Annotated in this window: 17 protein-coding genes; 12 read left to right on the top strand and 5 right to left on the bottom strand. The window is 63.2% G+C overall.

Going from position 1 to position 26,468, the window contains the following annotated elements:
* Positions 1-162 precede the first annotated feature (162 nt).
* From ACU5AZ_RS12910 to ACU5AZ_RS12865, 10 genes are all read left to right on the top strand, one after another.
* Positions 163-1,587, top strand: coding sequence for a mannose-1-phosphate guanylyltransferase/mannose-6-phosphate isomerase (locus tag ACU5AZ_RS12910; protein ID WP_446822765.1), 1,425 nt, complete (start codon positions 163-165; stop codon positions 1,585-1,587).
* 131 nt (positions 1,588-1,718) lie between these two features.
* Positions 1,719-5,045, top strand: coding sequence for a transglutaminase family protein (locus ACU5AZ_RS12905; RefSeq protein WP_446822764.1), 3,327 nt, complete (start codon positions 1,719-1,721; stop codon positions 5,043-5,045).
* Between the two features lie 9 nt (positions 5,046-5,054).
* Positions 5,055-7,472 carry a circularly permuted type 2 ATP-grasp protein gene (locus ACU5AZ_RS12900; protein WP_446822763.1) on the top strand — a complete coding sequence of 806 codons (2,418 nt, stop codon included), beginning with the start codon at positions 5,055-5,057 and terminating at the stop codon, positions 7,470-7,472.
* Between the two features lie 14 nt (positions 7,473-7,486).
* On the top strand, positions 7,487-8,365 hold the full coding sequence (locus ACU5AZ_RS12895) for a transglutaminase family protein (protein ID WP_446822762.1): 879 nt from the start codon (positions 7,487-7,489) through the stop codon (positions 8,363-8,365).
* Between the two features lie 204 nt (positions 8,366-8,569).
* Positions 8,570-11,035 (top strand): glycogen/starch/alpha-glucan phosphorylase, encoded by a 2,466-nt coding sequence (locus ACU5AZ_RS12890; protein WP_446822761.1) that lies wholly within the window; start codon positions 8,570-8,572, stop codon positions 11,033-11,035.
* Positions 11,032-13,227, top strand: a complete 2,196-nt coding sequence (gene glgB, locus ACU5AZ_RS12885) for a 1,4-alpha-glucan branching protein GlgB (protein ID WP_446822760.1) — start codon at positions 11,032-11,034, stop codon at positions 13,225-13,227. Before ACU5AZ_RS12890 ends, glgB begins: the two co-directional genes overlap by 4 nt.
* Positions 13,228-13,245: 18 nt before the next feature.
* Positions 13,246-14,517: a glucose-1-phosphate adenylyltransferase gene (gene glgC / locus ACU5AZ_RS12880; RefSeq protein ID WP_446822759.1), complete on the top strand. Its 1,272-nt coding sequence runs from the start codon at positions 13,246-13,248 to the stop codon at positions 14,515-14,517.
* Positions 14,518-14,521: 4 nt separating this feature from the next.
* On the top strand, positions 14,522-15,964 hold the full coding sequence (gene glgA / locus ACU5AZ_RS12875; RefSeq protein WP_446822758.1) for a glycogen synthase GlgA: 1,443 nt from the start codon (positions 14,522-14,524) through the stop codon (positions 15,962-15,964).
* Between the two features lie 23 nt (positions 15,965-15,987).
* Positions 15,988-17,616, top strand: coding sequence for an alpha-D-glucose phosphate-specific phosphoglucomutase (locus ACU5AZ_RS12870; RefSeq protein WP_446822757.1), 1,629 nt, complete (start codon positions 15,988-15,990; stop codon positions 17,614-17,616).
* Complete coding sequence (locus ACU5AZ_RS12865) at positions 17,616-17,906, top strand: hypothetical protein (RefSeq protein WP_446822756.1); 291 nt, start codon at positions 17,616-17,618, stop codon at positions 17,904-17,906. The genes ACU5AZ_RS12870 and ACU5AZ_RS12865 overlap by 1 nt, the downstream gene beginning before the upstream one ends.
* Before the next feature lie 17 nt (positions 17,907-17,923).
* Here ACU5AZ_RS12865 and ACU5AZ_RS12860 read toward each other — a convergent pair whose 3' ends face one another.
* Positions 17,924-18,361 carry an FKBP-type peptidyl-prolyl cis-trans isomerase gene (locus ACU5AZ_RS12860; protein WP_446822755.1) on the bottom strand — a complete coding sequence of 146 codons (438 nt, stop codon included), beginning with the start codon at positions 18,359-18,361 and terminating at the stop codon, positions 17,924-17,926.
* A gap of 227 nt (positions 18,362-18,588) precedes the next feature.
* Between ACU5AZ_RS12860 and glgX the strand changes: the two genes are divergently transcribed.
* Together glgX and ACU5AZ_RS12850 are read left to right on the top strand one after the other, a co-directional pair.
* Positions 18,589-20,571 carry a glycogen debranching protein GlgX gene (gene glgX, locus ACU5AZ_RS12855; RefSeq protein ID WP_446822754.1) on the top strand — a complete coding sequence of 661 codons (1,983 nt, stop codon included), beginning with the start codon at positions 18,589-18,591 and terminating at the stop codon, positions 20,569-20,571.
* 35 nt (positions 20,572-20,606) lie between these two features.
* The gene (locus tag ACU5AZ_RS12850) at positions 20,607-21,095 is read left to right on the top strand and encodes a MaoC family dehydratase (protein WP_446822753.1); all 489 of its coding nucleotides are present in this window, start codon (positions 20,607-20,609) and stop codon (positions 21,093-21,095) included.
* A 31-nt stretch (positions 21,096-21,126) separates the two neighbouring features.
* Here the strand turns inward: ACU5AZ_RS12850 and ACU5AZ_RS12845 are convergent, their stop codons facing one another.
* Genes ACU5AZ_RS12845 through ACU5AZ_RS12830 form a run of 4 tightly spaced genes read right to left on the bottom strand, consistent with a single transcriptional unit; the run spans position 21,127 to position 26,285 of the window.
* Positions 21,127-21,681, bottom strand: a complete 555-nt coding sequence (locus ACU5AZ_RS12845; RefSeq protein ID WP_446822752.1) for a sarcosine oxidase subunit gamma — start codon at positions 21,679-21,681, stop codon at positions 21,127-21,129.
* On the bottom strand, positions 21,674-24,667 hold the full coding sequence (locus ACU5AZ_RS12840; RefSeq protein WP_446822751.1) for a sarcosine oxidase subunit alpha: 2,994 nt from the start codon (positions 24,665-24,667) through the stop codon (positions 21,674-21,676). Before ACU5AZ_RS12840 ends, ACU5AZ_RS12845 begins: the two co-directional genes overlap by 8 nt.
* A complete protein-coding gene (locus ACU5AZ_RS12835; protein WP_446822750.1) occupies positions 24,664-24,981 on the bottom strand; it encodes a sarcosine oxidase subunit delta in 318 nt (105 codons plus the stop codon). The genes ACU5AZ_RS12840 and ACU5AZ_RS12835 overlap by 4 nt, the downstream gene beginning before the upstream one ends.
* 50 nt (positions 24,982-25,031) lie before the next feature.
* Positions 25,032-26,285 carry a sarcosine oxidase subunit beta family protein gene (locus tag ACU5AZ_RS12830; protein WP_261928722.1) on the bottom strand — a complete coding sequence of 418 codons (1,254 nt, stop codon included), beginning with the start codon at positions 26,283-26,285 and terminating at the stop codon, positions 25,032-25,034.
* Between the last annotated feature and the right edge of the window lie 183 nt (positions 26,286-26,468).

Here is a 26,468-nt window from a genome sequence, read left to right as displayed (position 1 = left end):
CGCCTTGCGCCTTTCTTCGCAGGCCAGGCGGGGCGGAAGAAACAAATGGATCGTTGTCGCGTTCGTTAAAATGTCACTCCGCAATGCCGGTGAACGCGAACATTTTCAGCATATAGAATCACGCATGGCGACGTCGTAACCGAGAAACAAGGAGATTGAAGAATGGAGAAAATCGTCCCGGTCATCCTGGCTGGCGGCAAGGGAACGCGCCTCTGGCCGCTCTCCCGCGCACAGGCGCCGAAGCAGTTCATCGAGTTCATCGGTGACCGGACGCTCTTCCAGAACACGCTAGACCGGGTCTCCGACGCCAACCTGTTCGAGCCGCCGATCGTCGTCACGAACGAGGATTTCCGCTTTCTGGTCGCCGAGCAGGCCCGTGAGATGGGCGTGGCCCTGGCTGCCATCGTGCTGGAGCCGGTCGCCCGCAACACCGCACCCGCCGTCGCCGCCGCGACGATGATCGCCCAGAAGCATTACGGTGCCGGCTGCCTCGTTCAGGTGCTCGCCTCCGACCACGAGATTTCCAACGACGCGACCTATCGCAGGTGCCTTGAAACCGCAGCCCGCGCGGCTGGCAACGGCAAGCTCGTCACCTTCGGCATCGAGCCCACCGAGCCGGCAACCGGATACGGCTATATCGAAACCGGCGACGAGATCTTCGAAGGCGCCAACACGGTGAAGCGCTTCGTGGAGAAGCCCGAGGAGGACAAGGCGCGCGAGATGCTGGCCCAGGGCGGTTTCTATTGGAATTCCGGCATGTTCATGTTCTCCGCCTCGACCTTCCTCGACGAGCTCCAACGCCTTGAGCCCGGCATGTCCGAGGCCGTCAGCCAGGCGGTTGCAGACGCCGCCGGCGACCTGGACTTCACGCGTCTGGCCGAGGAGCCCTTCTCCCGCGCCGCCAATATCTCCATCGACTATGCGGTCATGGAAAAGACGGCCAACGCGGCCGTCGTCCCCTCGCCGTTCGCCTGGTCGGATCTCGGCAGCTGGGATGCCGTCTGGAAACTCGGCGGCCAGGACGAGAGCGGCAACGTCGCGATCGGCAACGCCACCATTTCCGACAGCTCGAATTCGCTGGTGATCTCCCGCGACGCGCATCTGGCCGTCCACGGCATCGACAACATGGCGGTCATCGCCAGCGAGGACGCCGTCTATGTTGGCCCACTCGACCGCAGCCAGGAAGTCGGCAATCTCGTCAAGCTGCTTGCCTCGACGTCGGCAACGGAAAACCTCACCAAGACGCATCCGACGTCTTACCGTCCCTGGGGCGGCTATACGTCGGTGCTGAACGGCGACCGCTTCCAGGTCAAGCGGCTGTTCGTCCTGCCGGGCAAGAAGCTGTCGCTGCAGAAACACCATCACCGTTCGGAGCACTGGGTCGTCGTCCGCGGCACTGCCGAGGTGACCGTCGGCGAGAAAACGCAGATGCTGCGGGAAAACGAGTCGGTCTACATTCCGCAGGGTGACGTCCACCGGCTCGCCAATCCCGGCAAGATCCTGCTGGAACTGATCGAGGTGCAGACCGGCTCTTATCTCGGTGAGGACGACATTATCCGCATCACCGACGAATTCGGCCGAAGCTGAACGAATAATGCTTTTATTACAAATGCTTGCAAGGCGGCAGATTCCGCCTTGCTTTATTCCTTTGCATTGCACAAGATCGCCTTCGGAATAATCAAGCGCCACCCTGTGTTCCAGTGTGCCCCGGAGAGACGATGTCCATACAAGCCAGCATTTATCATCTGACGCATTACAAGTATGACAAGCCCGTCCGTCTCGGTCCGCAGATCATTCGCCTCAAACCGGCGCCCCACTCCAAGACCCGCGTCATCAGCCATTCGCTGAAAATTTCGCCGGAAAACCACTTCGTCAACCTGCAGCAGGACCCCTACGGCAACTACCTCGCCCGCTACGTCTTTCCCGAGCCGGTGACCGAATTCAAGATCGAGGTCGACCTCGTCGCCGACATGACGGTCTACAATCCGTTCGACTTCTTCGTCGAGGAACAGGCCACCAAATGGCCCTTCGAATACCCGGCCGATCTCGAGGACGACCTGTCGATCTACCGCAAGCCGGAGCCCGCCGATCCGCTGCTGCTGAAATATGTGGAAAGCATCGACAAGACACCCGGCCAGGTGACGGTCGACATGGTCGTGGCGCTGAATGCCAAGCTGCAGCAGGACATCGGCTACGTCATCCGCTTGGAGCCGGGCGTGCAGGAGCCGGAGGAGACACTTTCCACCGCCAAGGGCTCCTGTCGCGACACCAGCTGGCTGCTGGTCCAGATCCTCCGCCATCTCGGTTTTGCCGCCCGCTTCGTCTCCGGCTATCTCATCCAGCTGGCCCCCGACCTGAAAGCTCTGGACGGGCCGAGCGGCACGGAGGTCGATTTCACCGACCTGCATGCCTGGGCCGAGGTGTATCTGCCCGGCGCCGGCTGGGTTGGACTTGATCCCACCTCGGGGCTGCTGACCGGCGAAAGCCACATTCCGCTCGCTGCCACGCCGCATTATCGCAATGCCGCCCCCATTTCCGGCGGCTATTTCGGCGAGGCGGAGACCGAATTCGCCTTCGACATGCAGGTCCGCCGCGTCGCCGAGCATCCGCGCATCACCAAGCCGTTCTCGGATGAAAGCTGGGATGCGCTGAACGCACTCGGCGAACAGGTCGACGACCTGCTGCAGGCGCAGGACGTCCGTCTGACCATGGGCGGCGAACCGACCTTCGTTTCGATCGACGACTTCCAGTCGGCCGAATGGAACACCGCCGCCGTCGGCCCGACGAAGCGGGATCTAGCCGACAAGCTGATCAAGCGGCTGCAGGAGAAATTCGCCCCCGGCGGCTTCCTCCATTACGGCCAGGGCAAATGGTATCCCGGCGAGAGCCTGCCGCGCTGGACCTTCTCGCTCTACTGGCGCAAGGACGGCGTTCCGGTCTGGCACAATCCGGACCTGATCGCCAAGGAGGCCGAGAAGTCGGACGTCACGCATGAGGACGCCGGACGGCTTCTGGTGACGATCGCCCAGGAACTGGCCATCAATCCGACCATGGTGGTACCCGCCTTCGAAGATCCCGCCGAATGGCTCATTCGCGAAGGCAGCCTGCCGGAAAATGTCGACCCGTCCAATTCCAAGCTGAAGGACCCCGAGGAGCGCAGCCGCATCGCCCGTGTATTCGAGCGCGGACTGACGGTGCCGACCGGCTACGTGCTGCCGGTTCAGGCCTGGAACAGCAAGGCGACGGGCATCAAGTGGGTCAGCGAACGCTGGCGCACCCGCCGTGGCCGGCTGTTCCTGGTTCCGGGCGACAGCCCCGTCGGCTACCGCCTGCCGCTGGAATCGCTGCCCCATGTGCCGCCGGCCTGGTATCCCTACATCCACCCGGCCGATCCCTCGATCCGCCGCCGCCCGCTGCCCGAGCGCTTCCAGCCGCCCGGACAGGCCATGCCCGAGGCGAGCTTCGTTCCTGATCCCGACGCCATGCAGGACCGCGTCGAGCAGTCCGTCGGTGAAGTCGGCGGCGCGGTGCGAACCGCCATGTCGGTCGAGCCGCGCGACGGCAAGCTTTGCATCTTCATGCCGCCCTGCAGCTGGATCGAGGAATATCTCGAGCTGATCACGGCTGCGGAAAACGCCGCTGCCGCGCTCGGCCTGCCGGTTCATATCGAAGGCTATACGCCGCCGCAGGACGAACGCATTAATGTCATCCGCGTCGCCCCCGATCCGGGCGTCATCGAGGTCAATATCCATCCGGCCTCGTCCTGGAAGGACTGCGTCGAGACCACCACGACGCTCTACGAAGAGGCCCGCCAGACCCGCCTCGGCGCCGAGAAGTTCATGATCGACGGCCGGCACACCGGAACGGGTGGCGGCAACCACGTGGTCGTCGGCGGCAACAATCCGGGCAACAGCCCCTTCCTGCGCCGCCCGGATCTCTTGAAGAGCCTCGTGCTGCACTGGCAGCGCCATCCGTCGCTGTCCTACCTGTTCTCCGGCCTGTTCATCGGACCGACCAGCCAGGCGCCCCGCATCGACGAAGCCCGCCACGACAGTCTTTACGAACTCGAGATCGCGCTTGCGCAGGTCCCGATGCCGGGCGAAGGCTGGCCGCCGCTGCCCTGGCTCGTCGACCGTCTATTCCGCAACATGCTGATCGACGTCACCGGCAATACCCACCGCGCCGAAATCTGCATCGACAAGCTGTTCTCTCCGGACGGCCCGACCGGACGGCTCGGCCTTGTCGAGTTCCGCGGTTTCGAGATGCCGCCGAACGCCCGCATGAGCCTCGCCCAGCAGCTGCTGGTTCGCGCACTGATCGCCCGTTTCTGGAAGAATCCCGTCGGCGGCAAGCTGACGCGGTGGGGCACCACCCTGCACGATCGCTTCATGCTGCCGCATTACGTCTGGCAGGATTTCCTCGACGTGCTCGCCGACCTGCGTGACAACGGCTTCGATTTCCGGCCGGAATGGTTCGCCGCCCAGCTCGAATTCCGCTTCCCCTTCTGCGGAGAGGTCGAATACGAGGGCTCGAAGCTCGAATTGCGCCAAGCACTCGAGCCTTGGAACGTCATGGGCGAACAGGGGGCTGTCGGCGGCACCGTCCGCTATGTCGATTCGTCCGTCGAACGCCTGCAGGTGCGGCTCGAAACGCTCAATCCCGAACGCTATACGGTAGCCTGCAATGGCCGCGCCGTACCGTTGAAGAAGACGGGGATCGAGGGCGTTTCGGTCGCCGGCGTCCGCTTCAAGGCGTGGCAGCCGGCCTCCGGCCTGCACCCGGTGCTTCCGGTCAACACGCCGCTGACCTTCGACATCTACGACAACTGGTCCAACCGCTCGATGGGAGGTTGTCGTTACCATGTCGCACATCCTGGCGGACGCAATTACGAAACTTTCCCTGTGAATGGCAACGAAGCGGAAGCCCGCAGGCTTGCGCGCTTCGAGCCATGGGGGCATACCGCTGGGTACTACCAGCTCATGCCAGAGTCGGTTTCACCGGAATTTCCGCTGACTCTGGACCTGAGAAGGCCTGTGGGGATTTAGAGAACATAGATGACCAGCTTGCCGGGGGGAGAATCGAGCGCACGCAAAAAGCCTCTTGCCGAGAAAAGCAGGAAGCTTTCGTATGCCGCCCTGCCCGGCGTGGCCGACGAGATGGTCGACAACCTCGGCAATGTCCGCCCGGTCTGGCAACGTTTCCTGCAATCGCTGGAACGCCTGTCGCCGGAAGACCTTGCCGAACGCTTCTCGCGCGCCGACCGCTACCTGCGGGAAGCCGGTGTCTTCTTCCGCGCCTATGGCGACAAGGAACATTCCGAGCGCAACTGGCCCCTCTCCCACATCCCGGTCCTGATCGACGAGAACGAATGGCATGAGCTGTCCGCCGGGCTCGTCCAGCGCGCCGATCTCCTCGAAGCCATGGTCGCCGACATCTACGGCGACAACCTGCTGGTCAAGGAAGGCTACCTGCCGCCGTCGCTGATCGCGTCCAATCCCGAATTCCTGCGGCCGCTCGTCGGCGTGAAGCCCCGCGACGGCCATTACCTACATTTCGTCTCCTTCGAGATCGGCCGCGGGCCGGACGGCAAGTGGTGGGTGCTGGCGGACCGGACGCAGGCCCCTTCCGGTGCCGGGTTCGCGCTGGAAAACCGCGTGGCCACCGCCCGCGCCTTTTCCGACATCTACGCCGACACGCATGTCCACCGCCTCGCCTCCTTCTTCGGCGCCTTCCGGGACGCGATGCTGGCGTCCAAGCAGGGACTTGAGGACCGGATCGGCATTCTCACGCCGGGACCGGCAAACGACACCTATTTCGAACACGCCTATATCGCCCGCTATCTCGGCTTCATGCTGCTCGAAGGCGAGGATCTCGCCGTCGTCAACGACCGGGTGATGGTGCGCACCGTCGCCGGCCTGAAGCCCGTCAGCGTGCTGTGGCGGCGCCTCGACGCAAGCTACGCCGACCCGCTGGAGCTCAACCAGAATTCACATATCGGCACGCCGGGCATCGTGCAGGCGCTGCGGTCTGGCTCGATCAGCTTCATCAATGCGCTCGGCTCCGGCATCATGGAAACCCGGGCTTTCCTCGCCTTCATGCCGACCATCTGTCGACGGTTGATGAACGAGAGCCTGGAAATCCCCTCGATCGCCACATGGTGGTGCGGCCAGAAGAGCGAGCGCGAACATGTGGCGCGCAACATCTCCGGCATGGTCATCGGGCCGGCCTATTCCCGCCTGCCCTTCTTCGACGACAACGGCCAGTCGGTGCTCGGTTCCTCGCTGCGCAGCACTGCGCAGGAATCGATCGCCGAATGGCTGGCATCCGACGGTGCCAAGCTGGTCGGCCAGGAAGTCGTCAAGCTGTCGACGACGCCGGTTCTGGTCGACGGCAAGCTCGTCCCCCGACCGATGAGCCTTCGCGTCTTCGCCGCCCGCACCGAAAGCGGCTGGCAGATCATGCCCGGCGGCTTTGCCCGGATCGGCTCGTCCGACGACGTTTCCGCGATCGCCATGCAATCGGGCGGCCGTGCGGCGGACGTCTGGATCGTGTCCGACAACCCCGTCGAGCGCACGACGCTGCTGCCGGCTGCGGAAAAATTCACGCGCAACATGCCCGGCAGCCTGCCGAGCCGCGCTGCCGACAATCTCTTCTGGCTGGGCCGCTACATCGAACGGGCCGAAGGCACGCTGCGCATCCTGCGGGCCTGGCATTCGCGCTTCGCCGAATCCGCCAACCCGAAGCAGGCGCTGCTCGCCGCCATCACCGACTATCTGGCACCGCTCGACGTCGACACGAAGGAGCCCGTGCCGGACACCCTCGTCCGCGACATCGAGAACGCCATCTATTCGGCCAGCAACATTCGCGACCGCTTCTCGCCCGACGGCTGGCTGGCGCTCAATGACCTCGCCAAGACGGCGCGCCGCTTCCACGAGCATATAAAGCCGGGCGACGACGCGGCGCACGCCATGACCATTCTCCTGCGCAAGCTCGCCGGCTTCGCGGGTCTCGTTCATGAAAACATGTACCGCTTCACCGGCTGGCGCTTCCTGACGATCGGCCGCTTCCTCGAACGCGGCCTGCACATGACGCGGTTGCTCGGCTACATGTCCGGCCCGGACGCACCGGATGGGGCATATGACCTGCTGCTTGAGATCGGCGACAACGTCATGACGCACCGCCGGCGCTACAATGTGAACACGGCGCAGCTGACCGTCACCGATCTCCTGGCGCTCGATCCCCTGAACCCGCGCTCGATCCTCTTCCAATTGAACGAGATCAGGACGGAGATCGAGCAGCTGCCGAACGCCTACGTCAACGGCCAGATGTCGGAATTCTACCGTGAGGCCGTGCGCCTGCATTCCGGTCTGGCGGTCATGACGCCCGAGGCTATGAACCCCGACGTTTATCACAACCTTGAACGCGAGATGGAGCAATTGTCCGACATCCTCGCGCGCACCTACCTCAGCTGACGGGTCCCGGCGGAATGCTCTACGATCTCTCGATGCATCTCGGCTACCAGTACGACACTCCGGCGTCGGGCGCGCGGCACATCCTGCGCGTACTGCCGATCACGATTCCCGATCGCCAACGCCTGATCGCCGGCACGCTCACGGTGAGCCCGAAGCCGGAAGAGCGAAGCAACTTCGTCGATTTCTTCCGCCATCCGGCGACGTCCATCCTGTTTCGCACGCCGCATGCCGCTCTCGACATCCACATGCAGGCGCGCATCCAGGTCGACACCGAACTGCCGACCGCGGATTTTTCGCCTGACCTGTCCCGGCTGCCGGACGAGATTGCCGATCAGCTGACCCTCGACCCGGATTCTCCACATCATTTCTGCGGCCCGAGCCCCCGTCTGCCCGAAACCCCGGAAATCAGCGCCTACGCCCGGGAGGTCACCAGTCCGGGCATGACCATCCGCCAGATCGCCACGGCGATCTGCGCGCGAATCTACAAGGATTTCAAATACGATCCGGAGGCGACGACCGTCGACTCCACCCCGCGGGAAGCCTTCAAGCTGAAACGCGGCGTCTGCCAGGACTTCTCGCATATCATGATCCTGGCGCTGCGCAGCCTCGGCATTCCGGCAGGCTATGTCAGCGGCTTCCTCCGGACCATCCCGCCGCCGGGCAAGGAACGCCTCGAAGGCGCCGACGCGATGCATGCCTGGGTCCGCATCTGGTGCGGCAAGACGCTCGGCTGGCTCGAGCTCGACCCGACCAACGACATATCGGTGACGACCGATCATATCGTCGTCGGTTACGGCCGCGACTATTCCGACGTGGCCCCGGTGATCGGCGTCCTGAAGAGCTACGGCGAGCATCAGACGAAGCAGTCCGTGGACGTCATTCCCGTCAAGTGACCCTTTACGCCCCGCCGCGAAGTCCCGGTCGGCCATCCAGACCGTCGCGCACTCGACGACCTGCGCCAACTGAATTTCACGATCACGGATTTCACCTGTTGCCAGCGCATTGGATAGGTGCATAAATTGCTTTTGTATCTTTCAAGCGCGCGATCGGTGGCTCCCTAACACTCTGATCGGCTTACAAAAGTATTGGTGATTGCGATGACGAATGACGTTCTGAAAGCCAATCTGCCTTCTCCAGCGCCACGTGTTTCGAACCCCGAAATTCTCGCCGAAGAAATCATCGAAAAGCTCGCCTACCGCATCGGCAAGGACGCCAAGGCGGCCAAGCCGCACGACTGGCTGACCGCCGCCATTCTCGTCATCCGCGACCGCATCATCGACAAGTGGATGGAATCCACGAAGAAGGTCTACGCAACCGGCGACAAGCGGGTCTACTACCTGTCGCTCGAGTTCCTGATCGGCCGGCTGATGCGCGACGCCGTGTCGAACCTCGAGCTGATGAACGAGCTGCATGACGCGCTGCGGTCCCTCGGCGTCGATCTCGACGTGATCGCCGCGATCGAACCGGACGCCGCCCTTGGCAATGGCGGCCTCGGCCGGCTTGCCGCCTGTTTCATGGAATCCATGGCGACCGTCGATATTCCGGCCTACGGCTACGGCATTCGCTACGTGCACGGCCTGTTCCGCCAGCAGATGGCCGACGGCTGGCAGGTGGAACTGCCGGAAACCTGGCTCGCCCACGGTAATCCCTGGGAATTCGAACGCCGCGAGGCATCCTATGAAATCGGCTTCGGCGGCTCGGTCACCACGATCGAAGATGACAGCGGCATGCAACGCTACGTCTGGAAGCCGGCAGAACGGGTGATCGCGACGGCATTCGACACGCCGATCGTCGGCTGGCGCGGCAAGCGCGTCAACACGCTGCGCCTTTGGTCGGCCCAGCCGATCGACCCGATCCTGCTCGATGCCTTCAACGCCGGAGACCATATCGGCGCTCTGCGCGAGAGCAACAAGGCCGAAAGCCTGACCCGCGTCCTCTACCCCGCCGACGCCACATCGGCCGGCCAGGAGCTGCGGCTGCGCCAGGAATTCTTCTTCTCCTCCGCCTCACTGCAGGACATCCTGCGCCGCCATCTGCAGCAGTATCCGGATTTCACCTCGCTGCCGGACAAGATCGCGATCCAGCTCAACGACACCCACCCGGCCATCTCCGTGACCGAGCTCATGCGCCTTCTCTGCGACGTCCATGGCGTGGAGTTCGAGCAGGCCTGGGACATTACCTGGCGGACCTTCAGCTACACCAACCACACGCTTCTGCCGGAAGCGCTGGAAAGCTGGCCGGTGCCGTTGCTGGAACGCCTGCTGCCGCGCCACATGCAGCTCGTCTATGCGATCAACGCGAAAATCCTGCTGCACGCCCGCAAGGAGCGCAAATTCTCCGACGGCGAAATCCGTTCGATCTCGCTGATCGACGAAAGCGGCGACCGTCGCGTGCGGATGGGCAATCTCGCCTTCATGGGATCGCATTCGATCAACGGCGTCTCGGCGCTGCACACCGAACTGATGAAGGAGACGGTTTTTGCCGACCTTCACAAGCTCTATCCCGACCGGATCAACAACAAGACCAACGGGATTACCCCGCGCCGCTGGCTGATGCAGTGCAATCCGGGCCTGACGGACCTGATCCGCGAGGCGATCGGCGACGATTTCATGGACGATGCCGAAGCGCTGAAGTCGCTCGACAAGTTCGCCCATGACAGCGAGTTCCAGAAGAAATTTCTCGGCATCAAGCGCACCAACAAGGAAAAGCTGTCGAACCTCGTCGCCCGGCGGATGGGCATCCGCATCGACCCATCATCGATGTTCGACATCCAGATCAAGCGCATCCACGAATACAAGCGCCAGCTTCTCAACATCATCGAGGCCGTGGCGCTATACGACCAAATTCGCTCGCATCCGGAACTTGATTGGGTTCCGCGCGTTAAACTCTTTGCAGGCAAGGCGGCGCCGAGCTACCACAACGCCAAGCTGATCATCAAACTGGCAAACGACGTCGCCCGCGTGATCAACGGCGATCCGGCCGTGCGAGGGCTTCTGAAGGTCGTGTTCATTCCGAACTATAACGTATCGCTTGCCGAGGTGATGGTACCCGCGGCCGACCTGTCAGAGCAGATCTCGACAGCCGGCATGGAAGCATCCGGCACCGGCAACATGAAGTTCGCGCTGAATGGCGCCCTGACGATCGGCACGCTTGACGGTGCCAACGTCGAGATGCGCGACCACGTCGGCGCCGAGAACATGATCATCTTCGGCCTGACGGCCGCGGAAGTGTCGGCGGCAAGAGCCGACGGGCACAACCCACGCGCCGTCATCGAGGGTTCCCGCGAACTGTCGCAGGCGCTTTCGGCCATCGCCTCCGGCGTCTTTTCGCCGGACGACCCAAGCCGGTTTGCCGGCTTGGTCGATGGGCTCTACAGTCACGACTGGTTCATGGTGGCGGCCGATTTCGAAGCCTATGCCAATGCCCAGCGCGAAGTTGACGCGTTGTGGATGGATCAGGACGCCTGGGTATCAAAGGCCGTCTACAATACCGCCCGCATGGGATGGTTCTCGTCCGACAGGACGATCCGCCAGTATGCGAGCGAAATCTGGAGAGCCGGATGACCGGCTCAGGGGGGAGCGGAGGAAACATGAACATACCGGCAGGCGCCATAACCGCGATCTGCGACGGCAGTCACTCCGATCCGTTTTCCGTCCTCGGTCTGCATGAGACCCCGGACGGCTTCTCGGCCCGCTGTTTCATTCCGGGTGCAGAGAAAGTCACCGCATACGATCTGGCCGGCAAGGCGCTGGGCACGCTGGAGTGCCTGGATGCCGCCGGCTTTTTTGCTGGCCCCGTCAAGCTCACCCAGCGCCAGCCGCTCCGCTACAAGGCAAGCCGCGGCACCGACGAATGGACCGTCACCGACCCCTACAGCTTCGGCCCGGTGCTCGGCCCGATGGACGACTACTACCTGCGTGAAGGTTCGCATCTCCGCCTGTTCGACAAGCTCGGCGCACATCCGCTGACGCTCGAAGGCGTGAACGGCTTTCACTTCGCCGTCTGGGCACCCAATGCCCGCCGCGTCTCGGTCGTCGGCGACTTCAACAACTGGGACGGCCGGCTGCATACGATGCGGCTTCGCCTCGACACCGGCATCTGGGAAATCTTCGCGCCCGACGTACCGATCGGCTCCGCCTACAAGTTCGAGATCGTCGGCAAGGACGGGACGATGCAGCCGCTCAAGGCCGATCCCTTCGCCCGTCGTGCCGAACTTCGCCCGCAGACGGCCTCCGTCACCGCGGACCAGCTGAAACAGGACTGGGACGACGACGATCATCGCGCCTACTGGGACAATGCCGACCACCGCCGCCAGCCGATCTCGATCTACGAGGTGCATGCCGGTTCCTGGAAGCGTCATCCCGATGGCAGTTTCTATTCCTGGGATGAACTCGGCGACCACCTGATCCCCTATTGCACCGATATGGGCTTCACCCACATCGAGTTCCTGCCGATCACCGAACATCCCTATGATCCGTCCTGGGGGTACCAGACGACCGGGCTTTACGCCCCCACGGCCCGCTTCGGCGAGCCGGAGGGCTTCGCACGCTTCGTCAACGGCTGCCACAAGGTCGGTCTTGGTGTGATTCTCGACTGGGTGCCGGCGCATTTCCCGACGGACGAGCACGGCCTGCGCCGCTTCGACGGCACGGCACTTTACGAGCACGAGGACCCGCGCCAGGGTTTCCATCCGGACTGGAATACGGCCATCTTCAATTTCGGCCGCAACGAGGTCGTGTCCTACCTCGTCAACAACGCGCTCTACTGGGCCGAGAAATTCCATCTCGACGGGCTGCGCGTCGATGCCGTCGCCTCCATGCTCTACCTCGATTACTCGAGGAAGGAGGGCGAGTGGATCCCCAACCAGTATGGCGGCCGCGAAAACCTGGACGCCGTCCGCTTCCTGCAGTCGATGAACGCCAATGTCTATGGCCTGCACAAGGGCATCATGACCATTGCCGAGGAATCCACCTCTTGGCCGAAGGTCTCGCACCCGACCAATGACGGGGGCCTGGGCTTCGGCTTCAAGTGGAACATGGGCTTCATGCACGACACGCTGAGCTACATGTCGAAGGAGCCGGTCTACCGGAAATATCATCACAACGAGCTGACCTTCGGCCTGCTCTATGCCTTCACCGAGAATTTCGTTTTGCCGCTCTCCCATGACGAAGTGGTGCACGGCAAGGGATCGCTGATCGCCAAGATGTCGGGCGACGACTGGCAGAAATTCGCCAACCTTCGCGCCTACTACGCTTTCATGTGGGGCTATCCGGGCAAGAAGCTGCTGTTCATGGGCCAGGAATTCGCCCAGTGGAGCGAATGGAGCGAGGAGCGGGAGCTCGACTGGAACCTGCTCTCCTATCCCAGCCACGGCGGCATGCAGAAGCTCGTAAAGGATCTCAATTTCCTCTACCGCGACAAGCCGGCGCTGCATGCGCGCGATTGCGAAGGCGACGGCTTCGAATGGCTGATCGCCGACGACCGGGACAATTCGGTCTTTGCCTGGCAGCGCAAGGCGCCGGGCGAAAAGCCGATCGTCGTCGTGTCGAACTTCACGCCGGTCTATCGCGAAGGCTATCGCCTGCCACTGCCGGCCGCCGGCACCTGGCGCGAGATCATGAATACCGATGCCGACGTCTATGGCGGCAGCGGCAAGGGCAATGCCGGTCGCGTCATTGCCCATGATGATAACGGGAATAAGTCAGCGTCCATTGTACTTCCACCTCTGGCAACAATCATGCTGGAGCTGGAATAAGCGTTCGGGAGGAATGTGATGACCAATAACAAAATGCGACGCCACCAGCCACTGGCCCGTGACGCCATGGCTTACGTGCTGGCGGGGGGCCGCGGAAGCCGCCTGAAGGAATTGACCGACTCGCGCGCCAAGCCCGCCGTCTATTTCGGCGGCAAGACGCGAATCATAGACTTTGCCCTGTCGAACGCCCTGAATTCCGGCATCCGCCGCATCGGGGTCGCGACGCAGTACAAGGCGCACTCCCTGATCCGCCACCTGCAGCGCGGCTGGAACTTCTTCCGCCCGGAGCGTAACGAAAGCTTCGACATCCTGCCGGCCAGCCAGCGTGTCTCCGAGCATCAGTGGTACGAAGGCACCGCGGACGCCGTCTACCAGAACGCCGACATCATCGAACCTTACGGTCCGGAATACATGGTCATCCTTGCCGGCGACCACATCTACAAGATGGACTACGAGCTGATGCTCCAGCAGCATGTCGACTCCGGCGCCGACGTGACGATCGGCTGCCTCGAAGTGCCGCGCATGGAAGCCACCGGCTTCGGCGTCATGCATGTCGATGCCAAGGACGTCATCATCGACTTTGTCGAGAAGCCCACCGATCCGCCGGGAATTCCGGGCAATGAATCGATGGCGCTCGCCTCGATGGGCATCTACGTCTTCCACACGAAATTCCTGATGGACATGCTGCGCAAGGATGCCGCCGACCCGCAGTCGAGCCGCGACTTCGGCAAGGACATCATTCCCTATATCGTCAAGAACGGCAAAGCTGTCGCCCACCGCTTCAACCAGTCCTGTGTGCGTGCCGAATCGGAAACGCACGCCTACTGGCGCGACGTCGGAACGGTTGACGCCTACTGGCAGGCCAATATCGACCTGACCGACATCGTTCCCGAACTCGACCTCTACGACGGAAACTGGCCGATCTGGACCTATGCGGAGATCAATCCGCCGGCCAAGTTCGTCCACGACGTGGATGGCCGACGCGGACAGGCGGTGTCGTCGCTGGTTTCCGGCAACTGCATCATTTCCGGCGGCGCGCTGAACCGCAGCCTGCTGTTTACCGGCGTCAGGGTGCATTCCTACTCGTCGCTGGACCATGCCGTCATCCTGCCGGAAGTCACCGTCCACCGCAGCGCGCGCCTCTCCAACGTCGTCGTCGACCGCGGCGTAGAAATTCCCGAGGGCCTTGTCGTCGGCGAGGATCCGGAACTCGACGCCAAGCGGTTCCGCCGCACGGAGAGCGGCATCTGCCTCATCACCCGCGCGATGATCGAGAAGCTGGACCTGTAGCGGCATGAAGGTTCTTTCGGTCGCTTCGGAGGTCTTTCCGCTGATCAAGACAGGCGGACTTGCCGATGTCGTCGGTGCGCTGCCGCTGGCACTCTCTGGCAGCGGCGTCGAGATGAAGACGCTGGTGCCCGGCTATCCGAAGGTGAAGGCGGCGCTGACCGCGCCCGTGAAGCTGCACGAATTCGACGATCTCCTCGGCGAAAAGGGCATTCTTCTCGAGGCAAAGTGCGAAGGCCTTGACGTCCTCGTCCTCGACGCACCCGCCTATTTCGACCGCCCAGGCGGCCCCTATACGGACGCCGCGGGCAAGGATCATCCCGACAACTGGCGCCGTTTCGCAGCCTTTTCGCGTGCCGGAGCCGAGATTGCAGCGGGCGTGATCGGCGGCTGGCGCCCGGACCTTGTCCATGTGCATGACTGGCAGGCGGCCATGTTGCCCGCCTACATGCGCTATGCCGAGACACCGGAAATCCCGAGCGTCATCACCATTCACAACATCGCCTTCCAGGGGCAGTTCTCGCCGGCGATCTTCCCCGAACTGCAGCTACCGCCGCACGCCTTCTCCGTCGACGGGGTCGAATATTACGGCGACGTCGGCTTCCTGAAGGCCGGCCTGCAGACGGCAACCGCGATCACCACGGTCAGCCCGTCCTATGCCGACGAAATCCTGCAGCCGGAATTCGGCATGGGGCTCGAAGGCCTGATAGCCTCCCGCGTCTCCAGCCTGCACGGCATCGTCAACGGTATCGACACCGATATCTGGAACCCCGAAACCGACAGGCACATCGAAGCAAACTTCACGGTGGGCGACCTGTCCGAGAGGTCGAAGAACCGCCGTGCGCTTGCCGGACGCTTCGGCCTCGATGACGACAATGGCCCCCTTTTCTGTGTGATCTCGCGCCTGACCTGGCAGAAGGGCATGGACGTGCTGATCGATGTGGTCGACGACATCGTCCGCCAGGGCGGCAAGCTCGCCGTGCTCGGCGCCGGCGAATTCGCCATCGAAGGCGCGCTGCTGGCCGCCGCCTCGCGCCATCGCGGACGGGTCGGCATGGCGCTGACCTACGACGAGCCGCTGTCGCATCTCATGCAGGCAGGCGCCGACGCGATCCTCATTCCGTCGCGCTTCGAGCCCTGCGGCCTGACCCAGCTTTACGGCCTTCGCTATGGCTGCGTACCGGTCGTCGCCCGCACCGGCGGCCTCGCCGACACCGTCATCCACGCCAACCATGCGGCGCTGGCGATGAAATGCGCCACCGGCCTGCAGTTCTCGCCGGTCACCCCCGACGGGCTGCGCGGGGTGTTGAGAAAGGTGTTTCGCCTTTATGAGGACAAGAAGACGTGGACCAAGATACAGAAGCAGGGCATGAAATCGGACGTCTCATGGGAAAAGAGCGCCGAACGTTATGCCACGCTCTACGCCGGGCTTCTTGCCCGTGACCTCTGACATTCCAGGGAGACCCCAACACCATGATCGTCACCGTTGAAACCACGCCCTTCGGCGACCAGAAGCCCGGCACGTCCGGACTGCGCAAGAAGGTGCCGGTCTTCGCCCAGAAGAACTACGCCGAGAACTTCATCCAGTCGATTTTCGATTCGCTGGAAGGCTTCTCCGGCAAGACGCTGGTGATCGGCGGCGACGGCCGCTACTACAACCGCGAAGTCATCCAGAAGGCGATCAAGATGGCGGCCGCCGCCGGCTTCGGCAAGGTCATGGTCGGCCAGGGCGGCATCCTGTCGACGCCTGCGGCCTCCAACGTCATCCGCAAATACAAAGCCTTCGGCGGCATCGTACTTTCCGCCAGCCACAATCCCGGCGGCCCGAACGAAGATTTCGGCATCAAGTACAATATCGGCAATGGCGGTCCGGCCCCGGAAAAGATCACCAATGCGATCTATGCCCGGTCGAAGGAAATCACCCGGTACGCAATTGCCGACTGCCCCGACATCGAACTCGACACGGTGGGCACCCAGACCGTCGAGGGAATGACCGTCGAGGTCATCGATCCCGTTACCGATTATGCGGAACTGATGGAAGGCCTGTTCGATTTCGCCGCCATCCGCGCGCTGATTGCCGGCGGCACCCGTGTCGTCATCGATTCCATGGGCGCGGTCACCGGCCCCTACGCGACGGAAATCCTCGAGCGCCGGCTCGGTGCGCCCGCCGGTTCGGTCAGGAACGCCGTTCCGCTGCCCGACTTCGGCGGCCACCATCCGGACCCGAACCTGGTCCACGCCAAGGAACTTTATGACGACGTGATGAGTCCCGACGGCCCGCATTTCGGCGCTGCCTCCGACGGTGACGGCGACCGCAACATGATCGTCGGCAAGGGCATGTTCGTCACCCCGTCCGACAGCCTGGCGATCATCGCCGCCAATGCGACGGTTGCGCCCGGCTATTCCAAGGGAATTGCCGGCATTGCCCGCTCCATGCCGACCAGCGCCGCCGCCGACAAGGTGGCCGAGAAGCTCGGCATCGGCATGTACGAGACGCCGACCGGCTGGAAGTTCTTCGGCAATCTGCTCGATGCCGGCATGGCCACCGTCTGCGGTGAGGAGAGCTTCGGCACCGGCTCCGACCATGTACGTGAAAAAGACGGCCTGTGGGCCGTGCTCTTCTGGCTGAACATCATGGCGGCCCGCAAGGAAAGCGTCGCCGACATCGTTAAAAAGCACTGGGCCGAATATGGCCGCAACTACTATTCCCGCCACGACTATGAAGAAGTGGATACGGATGCCGCCAACGGCCTGATGGCGGCGTTGCGCGACAAGCTCGCGACCCTGCCCGGCACGAAGATCGGCGCGCTGACGGTCGAGGCCGCCGACGATTTCGCCTATCACGATCCGGTCGACCAATCCGTCAGCGAGAACCAGGGCATCCGCGTGCTGTTTGAAGGTGGCTCGCGCGTCGTCTTCCGCCTGTCCGGCACCGGCACATCCGGCGCGACGCTGCGCGTCTATGTCGAGCGCTACGAACCCGATCCGGCAAACCACGGCATCGATACCCAGGAAGCGCTGGCCGATCTCATTTCGGCCGCCGACACGATTGCCGAAATCGGCAAGCGCACCGGCCGCAGCGCACCAACCGTCATTACCTGATGCAAGGCGGAACGCGGAGCCTTTCGGCGGCACTCGTCACCGCAGCCGGCATGCTGATGCCGGCGGCAGCTTCCGCGTTCACGCCTGAGCAGCTGGCAAAGGGCGAAGCACATTACAAGCAGGACTGCGCCCGCTGCCACGCCTCGCCGCAAATGCTGCTGGAGAACACGCCGGGAGCAACCACGTTCAAAAAAGGCGTCTGGATGACGCCTTTTCTCGCCCGGCACCACGCGCCCGTCCAGTCGACGCGCGCGCTGATCATCGGCTATATCGAGAGCTTCGGAGACTAAGCTCTCATATCGGAGCCTCAGGCGGCCTTGATGATTTCCACCAGTTCGACGTCGAAGACGAGGTCCTTGCCCGCCAGCGGATGGTTGGCGTCGACCGTCAGTGCGTCCTCGCGTACCTCGGTGACGAGAAGCATCAGCGTGCCACCATCCTGGGTCTGCGCCTGCAGCTGGATGCCCGGCTTCACGTCGATATTGGCGGGAATCGCCGAACGCGGCACGGACTGGACCTTCTGCGGATCGTGCGGACCATAGGCCTGCTCCGCCGGCACGGTGACCGTCTGCTGGGCGCCGAGCTCCATGCCGTCGATTTCCTTGTCCAGACCCGGAATGATCTGGCCGGCGCCGACGGTGAATTCCAGGGGATCGCGGCCGCTCGACGAATCGAACTCGGTGCCGTCCGTCAGCTTGCCCGTGTAATGGATGCGAACCGTGTCGCCGCTCTTTGCTTGCGTCATATGCTTCAACCTTTTGGCTGGATTTGGAAGGTGACCGCATACATGGGACTGAATACGGCCGGTTGAACGGCCTTTTCCTGTGACCTCGTCCAAGCCTAAAGAAAACGATCGCGGGATGCAAACCGCTGCGGCCTGTCGACAAGTCCCGGAAATTGATTATCAATATCGGACAAGGGACTCGCTGCCGGAGCGGCGACGACCCCGGCACAGTCAGACTGGACCCGCGAATGGCTTTCACCTCCCTCGGCGCCACGCTTACCGATAGCGGATGCGATTTCGCGATCTGGTCCAAGCACGCCTCACGCATGAACCTCTGCCTGTTCGACGCGTCGGGCAAGAAGGAGATCAGCCGGCTGCCGATGGTGCGCGGCAGTGACGATATCCATCGTGTGTCCGTGGAGGGCGTGCGGCGCGGCACGCGTTACGGATTTCGCGCAGAAGGCGTCTACTCGCCCGATCACGGCCTCTGGTACGACGCGGCCAAGCTGCTGGTCGATCCCTATGCCAAGGAACTCGACAGGCCGTTCACCTACAGCAAGCGCCTCTCCGAATTCGGTTACGACACGGCAAGCCTCGTCCCCAAGGCGATCGTGACCGCGCCGGAGACGGTGGAGATCAAGGCGCCGCTCTTCCGCCCCGGCGGCTTCATCTACGAGGTCGCCGTAAGGCCATTCACCAAGCTGCACCCGGATATTCCCGAAAAGAAGCGTGGCACCATCGGCGCGTTGGCCCACCCCTCCGTCGTCGATCATCTACTGAAACTCGGCGTCGATGCGGTCGAGCTGATGCCGATCACCGCCTGGATCGATGAGCGCCACCTGCCGCCGCTCAGCCTGAAGAACGGCTGGGGCTACAATCCCGTCACCTTCATGGCGCTCGATCCGCGCCTCGCCCCGGGCGGCGTCGCGGAATTGCGCCAGACGGTGGCGACGCTGAGGGACGCCGGCATCGGCGTGATCCTCGACCTCGTCTTCAACCACACGGGCGAGAGCGACCGCCACGGCCCCACGCTGTCGCTGCGCGGCGTCGACAACCTCTGCAGCTTTTTCCATGCGCCCGACAATCCCGGCCTGCTCGTCAACGATACGGGCTGCGGCAACACGGTCGCCTGCGATGCACCCGTCATCCGCCAGATGATCGTCGACAGCCTGAGACATTTTGTTCTGGCCACCGGCGTCGACGGATTCCGTTTCGATCTGGCACCCATTCTCGGACGCGATCTGCAGGTCGGCTTCAGCCGCGATGCGGAAACGCTGAAGGCGATCCAGACGGATGATGTGCTTTCAGACCGGATTCTGATCGCCGAACCGTGGGACATCGGCCCCGGCGGCTACCAGCTGGGCAATTTCCCGGAAAAATTCCTGGAATGGAACGACCGGGCGCGCGACGACATGCGGCTCTACTGGCGCGGCGACCGGTCGATGACGGGCGCCATGGCGACCGCGCTGGCCGGCTCTTCGCCGATCTTTTCGCGCCATGGCGGACGCCGGACGCGCTCCGTCAATTTCCTTGCCGCCCATGACGGTTTTACGCTGATGGATCTGGTCTCCTATGAGCGCAAGCACAATGAGGCGAACGGCGAGGAAAACCGCGACGGCCACAACGACAATCACTCGTGGAACAATGGCGCGGAGGGCGACACGGCCAACCGCACGATCCTCAAGAACCGCCGCGACGACGTGATGGCGATGCTGTCGACGCTGTTCTCCAGCCGCGGAACGGTCATGCTGACCGCCGGCGACGAGGGCGGTCGCAGTCAACAGGGTAACAACAATGCCTACGCCCAGGACAACGAGATCACCTGGCTCGACTGGGAGGCGATGGATGAGAGATTGATCGAACACGTCGCCTTCCTGTCGGCCATCCGCAAACGTTTTGCGGCGCTGCGGGAGACGGCATTCTTTGCAGGCGATGACGGCGACATCGAATGGCTGAACCGCCACGGACAACCGATGTCGGTCGCCGACTGGGAGACACCCGACCTCGATGGGTTTGTCATGCTGCTGCGCACGCCGGATATCAAGGCCGCCATGACGGATACCCGCCTTGCCGTTCTCGTCAATCGCGGCCGGGAACCCATGGAATTCAACCTACCCGACCGCGACGGAACCCGCTGGATGCAGGTCTTCGCGCGGGGAGACCGGCCGGCACGGACACCTGTCGTCCTTGCCCGCCGCACTGTCGCCTTTTATACAGAGCAGGAACTCTAGGCCCCGTATTACTCCCTTTTGAAAGAACTCCCTTCATGCCTTCAGAAATTGCACTGTCTGAGGTCACAGGCCTTGTAGGACAGGAGATCGGCGTTTCCGACTGGATCGTCGTCGACCAGTCGATGATCGATGCCTTTGCCAGCGCCACGCTGGATCACCAGTTCATCCATACCGACCCGGAAAGAGCCGCCGCGGAAACACCGTATGGCGGTACCATCGCGCACGGTTTTCTCACGCTCTCGCTGCTGTCGGCCATGAGCTACAGCTGCATTCCGCGCATTCGCGAACAGACGATGGGGGTCAATTACGGCTTCGACAAGGTGCGGTTCGTCTCGCCGGTCAGGTCCGGCAAGCGCGTGCGGGCGCACTTCACCCTCGCCGAGGCGAGGTTTCGCGGTGGCTCCATGCTGATGAACACCTACGGGGTGAAGATCGAGATCGAGGGCGAGAAAAAGCCGGCCCTGACCGCCGAATGGCTGACGATCAGCCAGTTCGATCCCAAGGACCGGCCCGACAACGTCTGACCGGCCGCAGGACGAGTAAAGAGACGCCGCTTTAGAGAGCGGCGTCCTCGGCACCTTCCGTCAGAAGGCCAAAGGCGTAATCGGCAAACGAGCGCCAGCATTCCACACGGAACGTGTCGTCCGCCGTGCGCAAGAGAACGATCTCGATCTTGCCGAAGATCGTGCGCGAGCAGGCGCCGACCGGAAAGGTGGCAAGCGACAGGTCCTGCGGGCAGCCGCTGCTGACGGTCGCTTCCGCACCGGGACCCGAAACGATGATCGCCGTATTGCGGTGTGATACATCCGTTGCCGAATGCAGCGCGCCCGAAGATGCCGCTGCCGCCATCAGGTCGGCCTCGTTCTCATCGATGATCAGCCATTCGTCAGGACCGATCCAGAGCGCATGCCGTCCGTCGGCGCTGTTCGATGTCTTCGGCTTGACCGGCAACGTCAGTCCCAGCGCGCCCGAAAGGGCAGACAGGGAACCGGCCGGCGCACGCAGCGAAATGCGGCTTGCCGGCACGGCCGGAGTCAGACGGACGACGGCGGAACCGCCGAACCGGCCGGAGAGAACGCCTTCGCGGCTTGCCAGAGCGATATCAGCCATTGATCCGGCCTCCTTCCTTGTCAAAGAACACCATGTCCGTCACCTCGACCTCGATGGTGCGGTCTGCCATCGGCACGTAGAGCGTCTGGCCCATCCGGCCATGTCCGCCGGCCACCAGCGCGAACGCGATCGAATGGCCGCAGTTTTCCGACCAGTAGGCCGACGTGACGTGGCCGAGCATCGTCATCGGCTTCGGTTCGTTCGGATCGGCGACGATCTGCGCGCCTTCTTCCAGCACGACCTTCGGATCCTTGGTCTTCAGGCCGACGAGCTGCTTGCGTCCCTCGCGAACGAGGTCAGGACGCTTCAGGCCGCGAATGCCGACGAAATCCGTCTTCTTCTTCGAAACGGCCCATGCAAGGCCCGCGTCATAGGGCGTCACCGTGCCGTCGGTGTCCTGACCGACGATGATGTAGCCCTTTTCGGCGCGCAGCACGTGCATGGTCTCGGTACCGTAGGCGCAGGCGCCCATGGCTTCGGCACGCTCCCAGACGGCTTCCCAGACGGCCTTGCCATAATCGGCAGGCACGTTGATTTCGAAGCCGAGCTCGCCGGTGAACGACATGCGGAAGAGCCGTGTCGGCACGCCGCAGATCTTGCCTTCGGCGACGCTCATATGCGGAAAGGCCTCATTGGAGAGGTCGATGCCTTCGACGAGCGGCGCAATGATCTCGCGCGCCTTCGGACCCTGGACGGCAATGACCGCCCACTGTTCCGTGGTCGACGTCAGCCAGACGTTCAGCTCGGGAAACTCCGTCTGCAGATAGTCTTCCATGTGCTGCAGGACGCGCGGCGCGCCGCCGGTCGTCGTCGTGACGTGGAAGCGGTCTTCCGCCAGGCGTCCGACAACGCCGTCATCATAGACGAAGCCGTCCTCGCGGGTCATGATGCCGTAGCGGCAGCGACCGGGCTTCAGCGTATCCCAGGCGTTGGTATAGAGCAGGTTCAGGAACTTCGCCGCATCCGGCCCCACGACCTCGATCTTGCCGAGCGTCGAGGCGTCGAACACGCCGGCGACCTCGCGGACCGTCTTGCACTCGCGGTCGACGGCCTGATGCATGGTCTCGCCGGCCTTCGGGAAGAACCAGGCGCGCTTCCAGTTGCCAACGTCTTCGAATTCCGCACCACGCGCCTCGGCCCAGGAATGGATCGGGGTCTTGCGGGCGGGATCGAACAGCTTGCCGCGCGAATGGTTGATCAGGGTACCAAAGGTAACCGGCGTGTAGGGTGCGCGGAAGGTGGTGAGGCCCACTTCCGGGATATCCTTGCCGAGCATTTCCGCGGCAATCGCCAGGCCATGCATGTTGGAAAGCTTGCCCTGGTCGGACGCCATGCCGTTGGTCGTGAAGCGCTTGATATGCTCGATCGAGCGCATGCCTTCGCGAACGGCGAGACGGATGTCCTTGGCGCAGACGTCGTGCTGGAAGTCGATGAACGCCTTGACGGCGGTCTCCGGCCCGGCACCTTCGGCAGCACCGATCATGCCGCCGGTCCATTCATAGGCCGACGAACCGGAGACAGCTACCTTCTCGCCAGTCGCGAATCCGGTCTCGGCAGCCATGGCCTCGCCGGCGGCGATCGCCTCGTCAATGGCCGCCTGAATGGCGTCCGTACCGTTGCAGGCGCCAACGCAGATGCCCTTCTCGGCATAGATGTTGGGCAGGAAGCGCTGCTTTTCGGCGTCGAACTTCAGCTTGCCGCGCGACTGCGAGAAGAGATGCACCGACGGCGTCCAGCCTGCCGACACGATCAGCGCGTCGACGGCGTATTTCTCGCCGCGGCTTGCGCCGTTGCGGGCAACCGTCATCGAGTTGACGCGCAGCTTGCCCGTCGTGCCGATCACCGAATGGCCGATCAGCACCTTGATGCCCAGCCGTTCGGCTTCCTTCAAGACCGCAATGCCCGGCTGCTTGCGGCAGTCGACGATGGCGACGATCGAGACGCCGGCGCGCTTGAGGTCGAAGGCGGCCTCATAAGCCGAGTCATGCGCGGTGTAGACGCCGATCTTGGTGCCGACCGCGACACCGTACTGGTTGAGATAGGTGCGCGCTGCCGATGCCAGCATGATGCCGGGACGGTCATTGTTGGCGAACACCATATGCCGCTCGATCGAGCCGGAAGCGATGATCACGCGCTTGGCGCGGACCTGCCACAGCCGCTCGCGCGGCAGGGCCTTGTCGAAGGCGGCAAGGTGATCGGTGACGCGTTCGGCGAGACCGATGAAGTTGTGGTTGTAGTAGCCGAAGGCGGTCGTGCGGGTGAGCACGGTGACATTGTCCATTGCCTTCAGGCGGGCAACGGTCGCCTGTGCCCAGTCATAGCCGTTCATGTCGTCGATGACGACGTCGGTGTCGAAGCGCAGCGCGCCGCCGACTTCCGGATTTTCGTCGACGAGAATGACCTTCGCGCCGGTCTTGGCGGCGGCAAGCGCGGCCGAAAGGCCGGAAACACCACCGCCGACGACGATCACGTCGCAATGGGCATAGCGCGATGCGTAGTGATCCGGATCCGCTTCCTTCGGCGCGACGCCGAGGCCGGCAGCCCGACGGATGAAGGGCTCATACAGATGATGCCAGGCGACCTTCGGCCACATGAACGTCTTGTAGTAGAAGCCGGCGGCGAAGAAGGGCGAGAAGAAGTCGTTGATGGCGCCGATGTCGAAGGCGAGCGACGGCCAGCGGTTCTGCGAGGACACCTTCATGCCATCGAAGACTTCCTGGACGCTGGCGCGCACGTTCGGCTGCTTGCGGGCAGCGTCGCGCGACACGTCGATCAGGGCGTTCGGCTCTTCCGGACCGGCCGACAGGATGCCGCGCGGACGGTGATACTTGAAGGAACGGCCGAGCAGATGCACGCCGTTGGCAAGCAGGGCCGAGGCAACGGTATCGCCTTCAAGCGCGGTATAGGTGCGGCCATCGAAGGTGAAACGGGCGGTCTTGGCGGGCGTCAGACGACCTGCGCCGGGAATACGGTTGGCGCCGCTCATTTCTGCATGTCCTTCTGGTTACCGGTGGCAAGAGCGGCGAGATCCGGCTTCGGCTCGCCCGCCTTGTAGGTGGTGATGAACTTGTCGCTGACGGTGTCGCGCGCCGCGTTGAAGAAACGGCCGCAGCCGTGAATGTGCCGCCAGCGCTCGAAGATGACGCCCTTCGGATTGTCGCGCAGGAAGAAGTACGCCTCGAACGCCTCGTCGGAAATCTCGGCTATGTTGGCCGGACGGACGATATGGGCGTCGCCGGCATTGCGGAATTCGAGCTCGGAGCGCTCTTCCTCGCAGTATGGGCAGTGGATCAAAAGCATGTCTTAACTCCCGGTCGGGTGGAGACCGTCAAATCTGCGAAACATCGGGATCAGTGCGCCACGGCGGCAGCCGCCGCCTCGTCGATCAGGCGTCCCGAACGGAACCGGTCCAGCGTCAGCCCGGCGGCGAACTTGTGCGGCTCGTTCTTGGCGATCAGGTGCGCGAAGAGATGCGCGGATCCCGGTGTCGCCTTGAAACCGCCCGTCCCCCAGCCGCAGTTGACATAGAGGCCCGGCACCGGCGTCTTCGACTGGATCGCGGAACGATCCGGCGTGTTGTCGGTAATGCCGCCCCACTGGCGCATCATCTTGACGCGGCGGAAGATCGGGAAGATTTCGCAGATGGCGTCGAGCGTATGGGTGATGATCTGCAGGCCGCCGGTCTGCGAGTAGGAGACGTACTGGTCGGTGCCGGCGCCGATGACCAGCTCGCCCTTGTCGGACTGCGAGATATAGGCGTGCACCGTGTTCGACATCACCACGCAGGGGAAGATCGGCTTCATCGGTTCCGACACCAGCGCCTGCAGCGGATTGGAATGCAGCGGCACGCGCACGTCGGCCATCGACATGATCGCCGTGTTGTGGCCGGAGGCCGAAACACCGATCTTCTTGGCGCCAATGAACCCACGGCTCGTCTCGACGCCGGTCACTTCGCCGTTCGGACCGCGGCGGATGCCGGTCACTTCGCAATTCTGGATGATGTGCACACCGAGATCGGAGGCCGCACGGGCATAGCCCCAGGCAACCGCATCGTGGCGCGCCGTACCGCCGCGCCGCTGCAGCGCGGCGCCATTGATCGGGTAGCGGGCGGACTTGGAAATATCGAGCGGCGGGCAATAGGCCTTCGCCTGCTCCGGCGAGAGCCATTCGTTGTCGATGCCATAGAGACGGTTTGCGTTCACATGGCGCTTGAACGACTGGACGTCGTGGACATTGTGCGACAGCATCATCACGCCGCGCGGCGAGTACATGACATTGTAATTGAGCTCCTGCGACAGGTTCTCCCAGAGCTTCAGGGAGTGCTCATAGATGTGCATGCTCTCTTCGTAGAGATAGTTCGAGCGGATGATCGTCGTGTTGCGGCCGGTATTGCCGCCGCCGATCCAGCCCTTTTCCAGGACCGCCACGTTGCGGATGCCATGCTCCTTGGCAAGATAGTAGGCCGCGCCCAGGCCATGACCGCCGCCGCCGATGATGATCACGTCATAGGCCGCATTCGGCTCGGGCGACGCCCACTGCGCGCCCCAACCCTTGTGGTGACGCATTGCCTCGCGGGCAACGGCGAAAATGGAATATTTGCGCATGGCGCCCTGTCACTCCTTGACCAAAGCAAGATGGCCGGCAAAACCGGATATTGCAGAGCCTAGCAATCGCAAATCGCGCCCCGGCGCAACGGCTCTTTTGCGACGCATTCACGCATCGCTTTCGACACTGCGACGGACAGTACATCAGATGCCGCCCGGGATCGCAAAAAATCTGGCCCGAGG

It is taken from the genome of Rhizobium sp. PAMB 3182 (genome assembly GCF_052908355.1).
The sequence above is the reverse complement of the archived record's forward strand: the minus strand, read 5'-3'. Positions and strand labels throughout refer to the sequence as shown.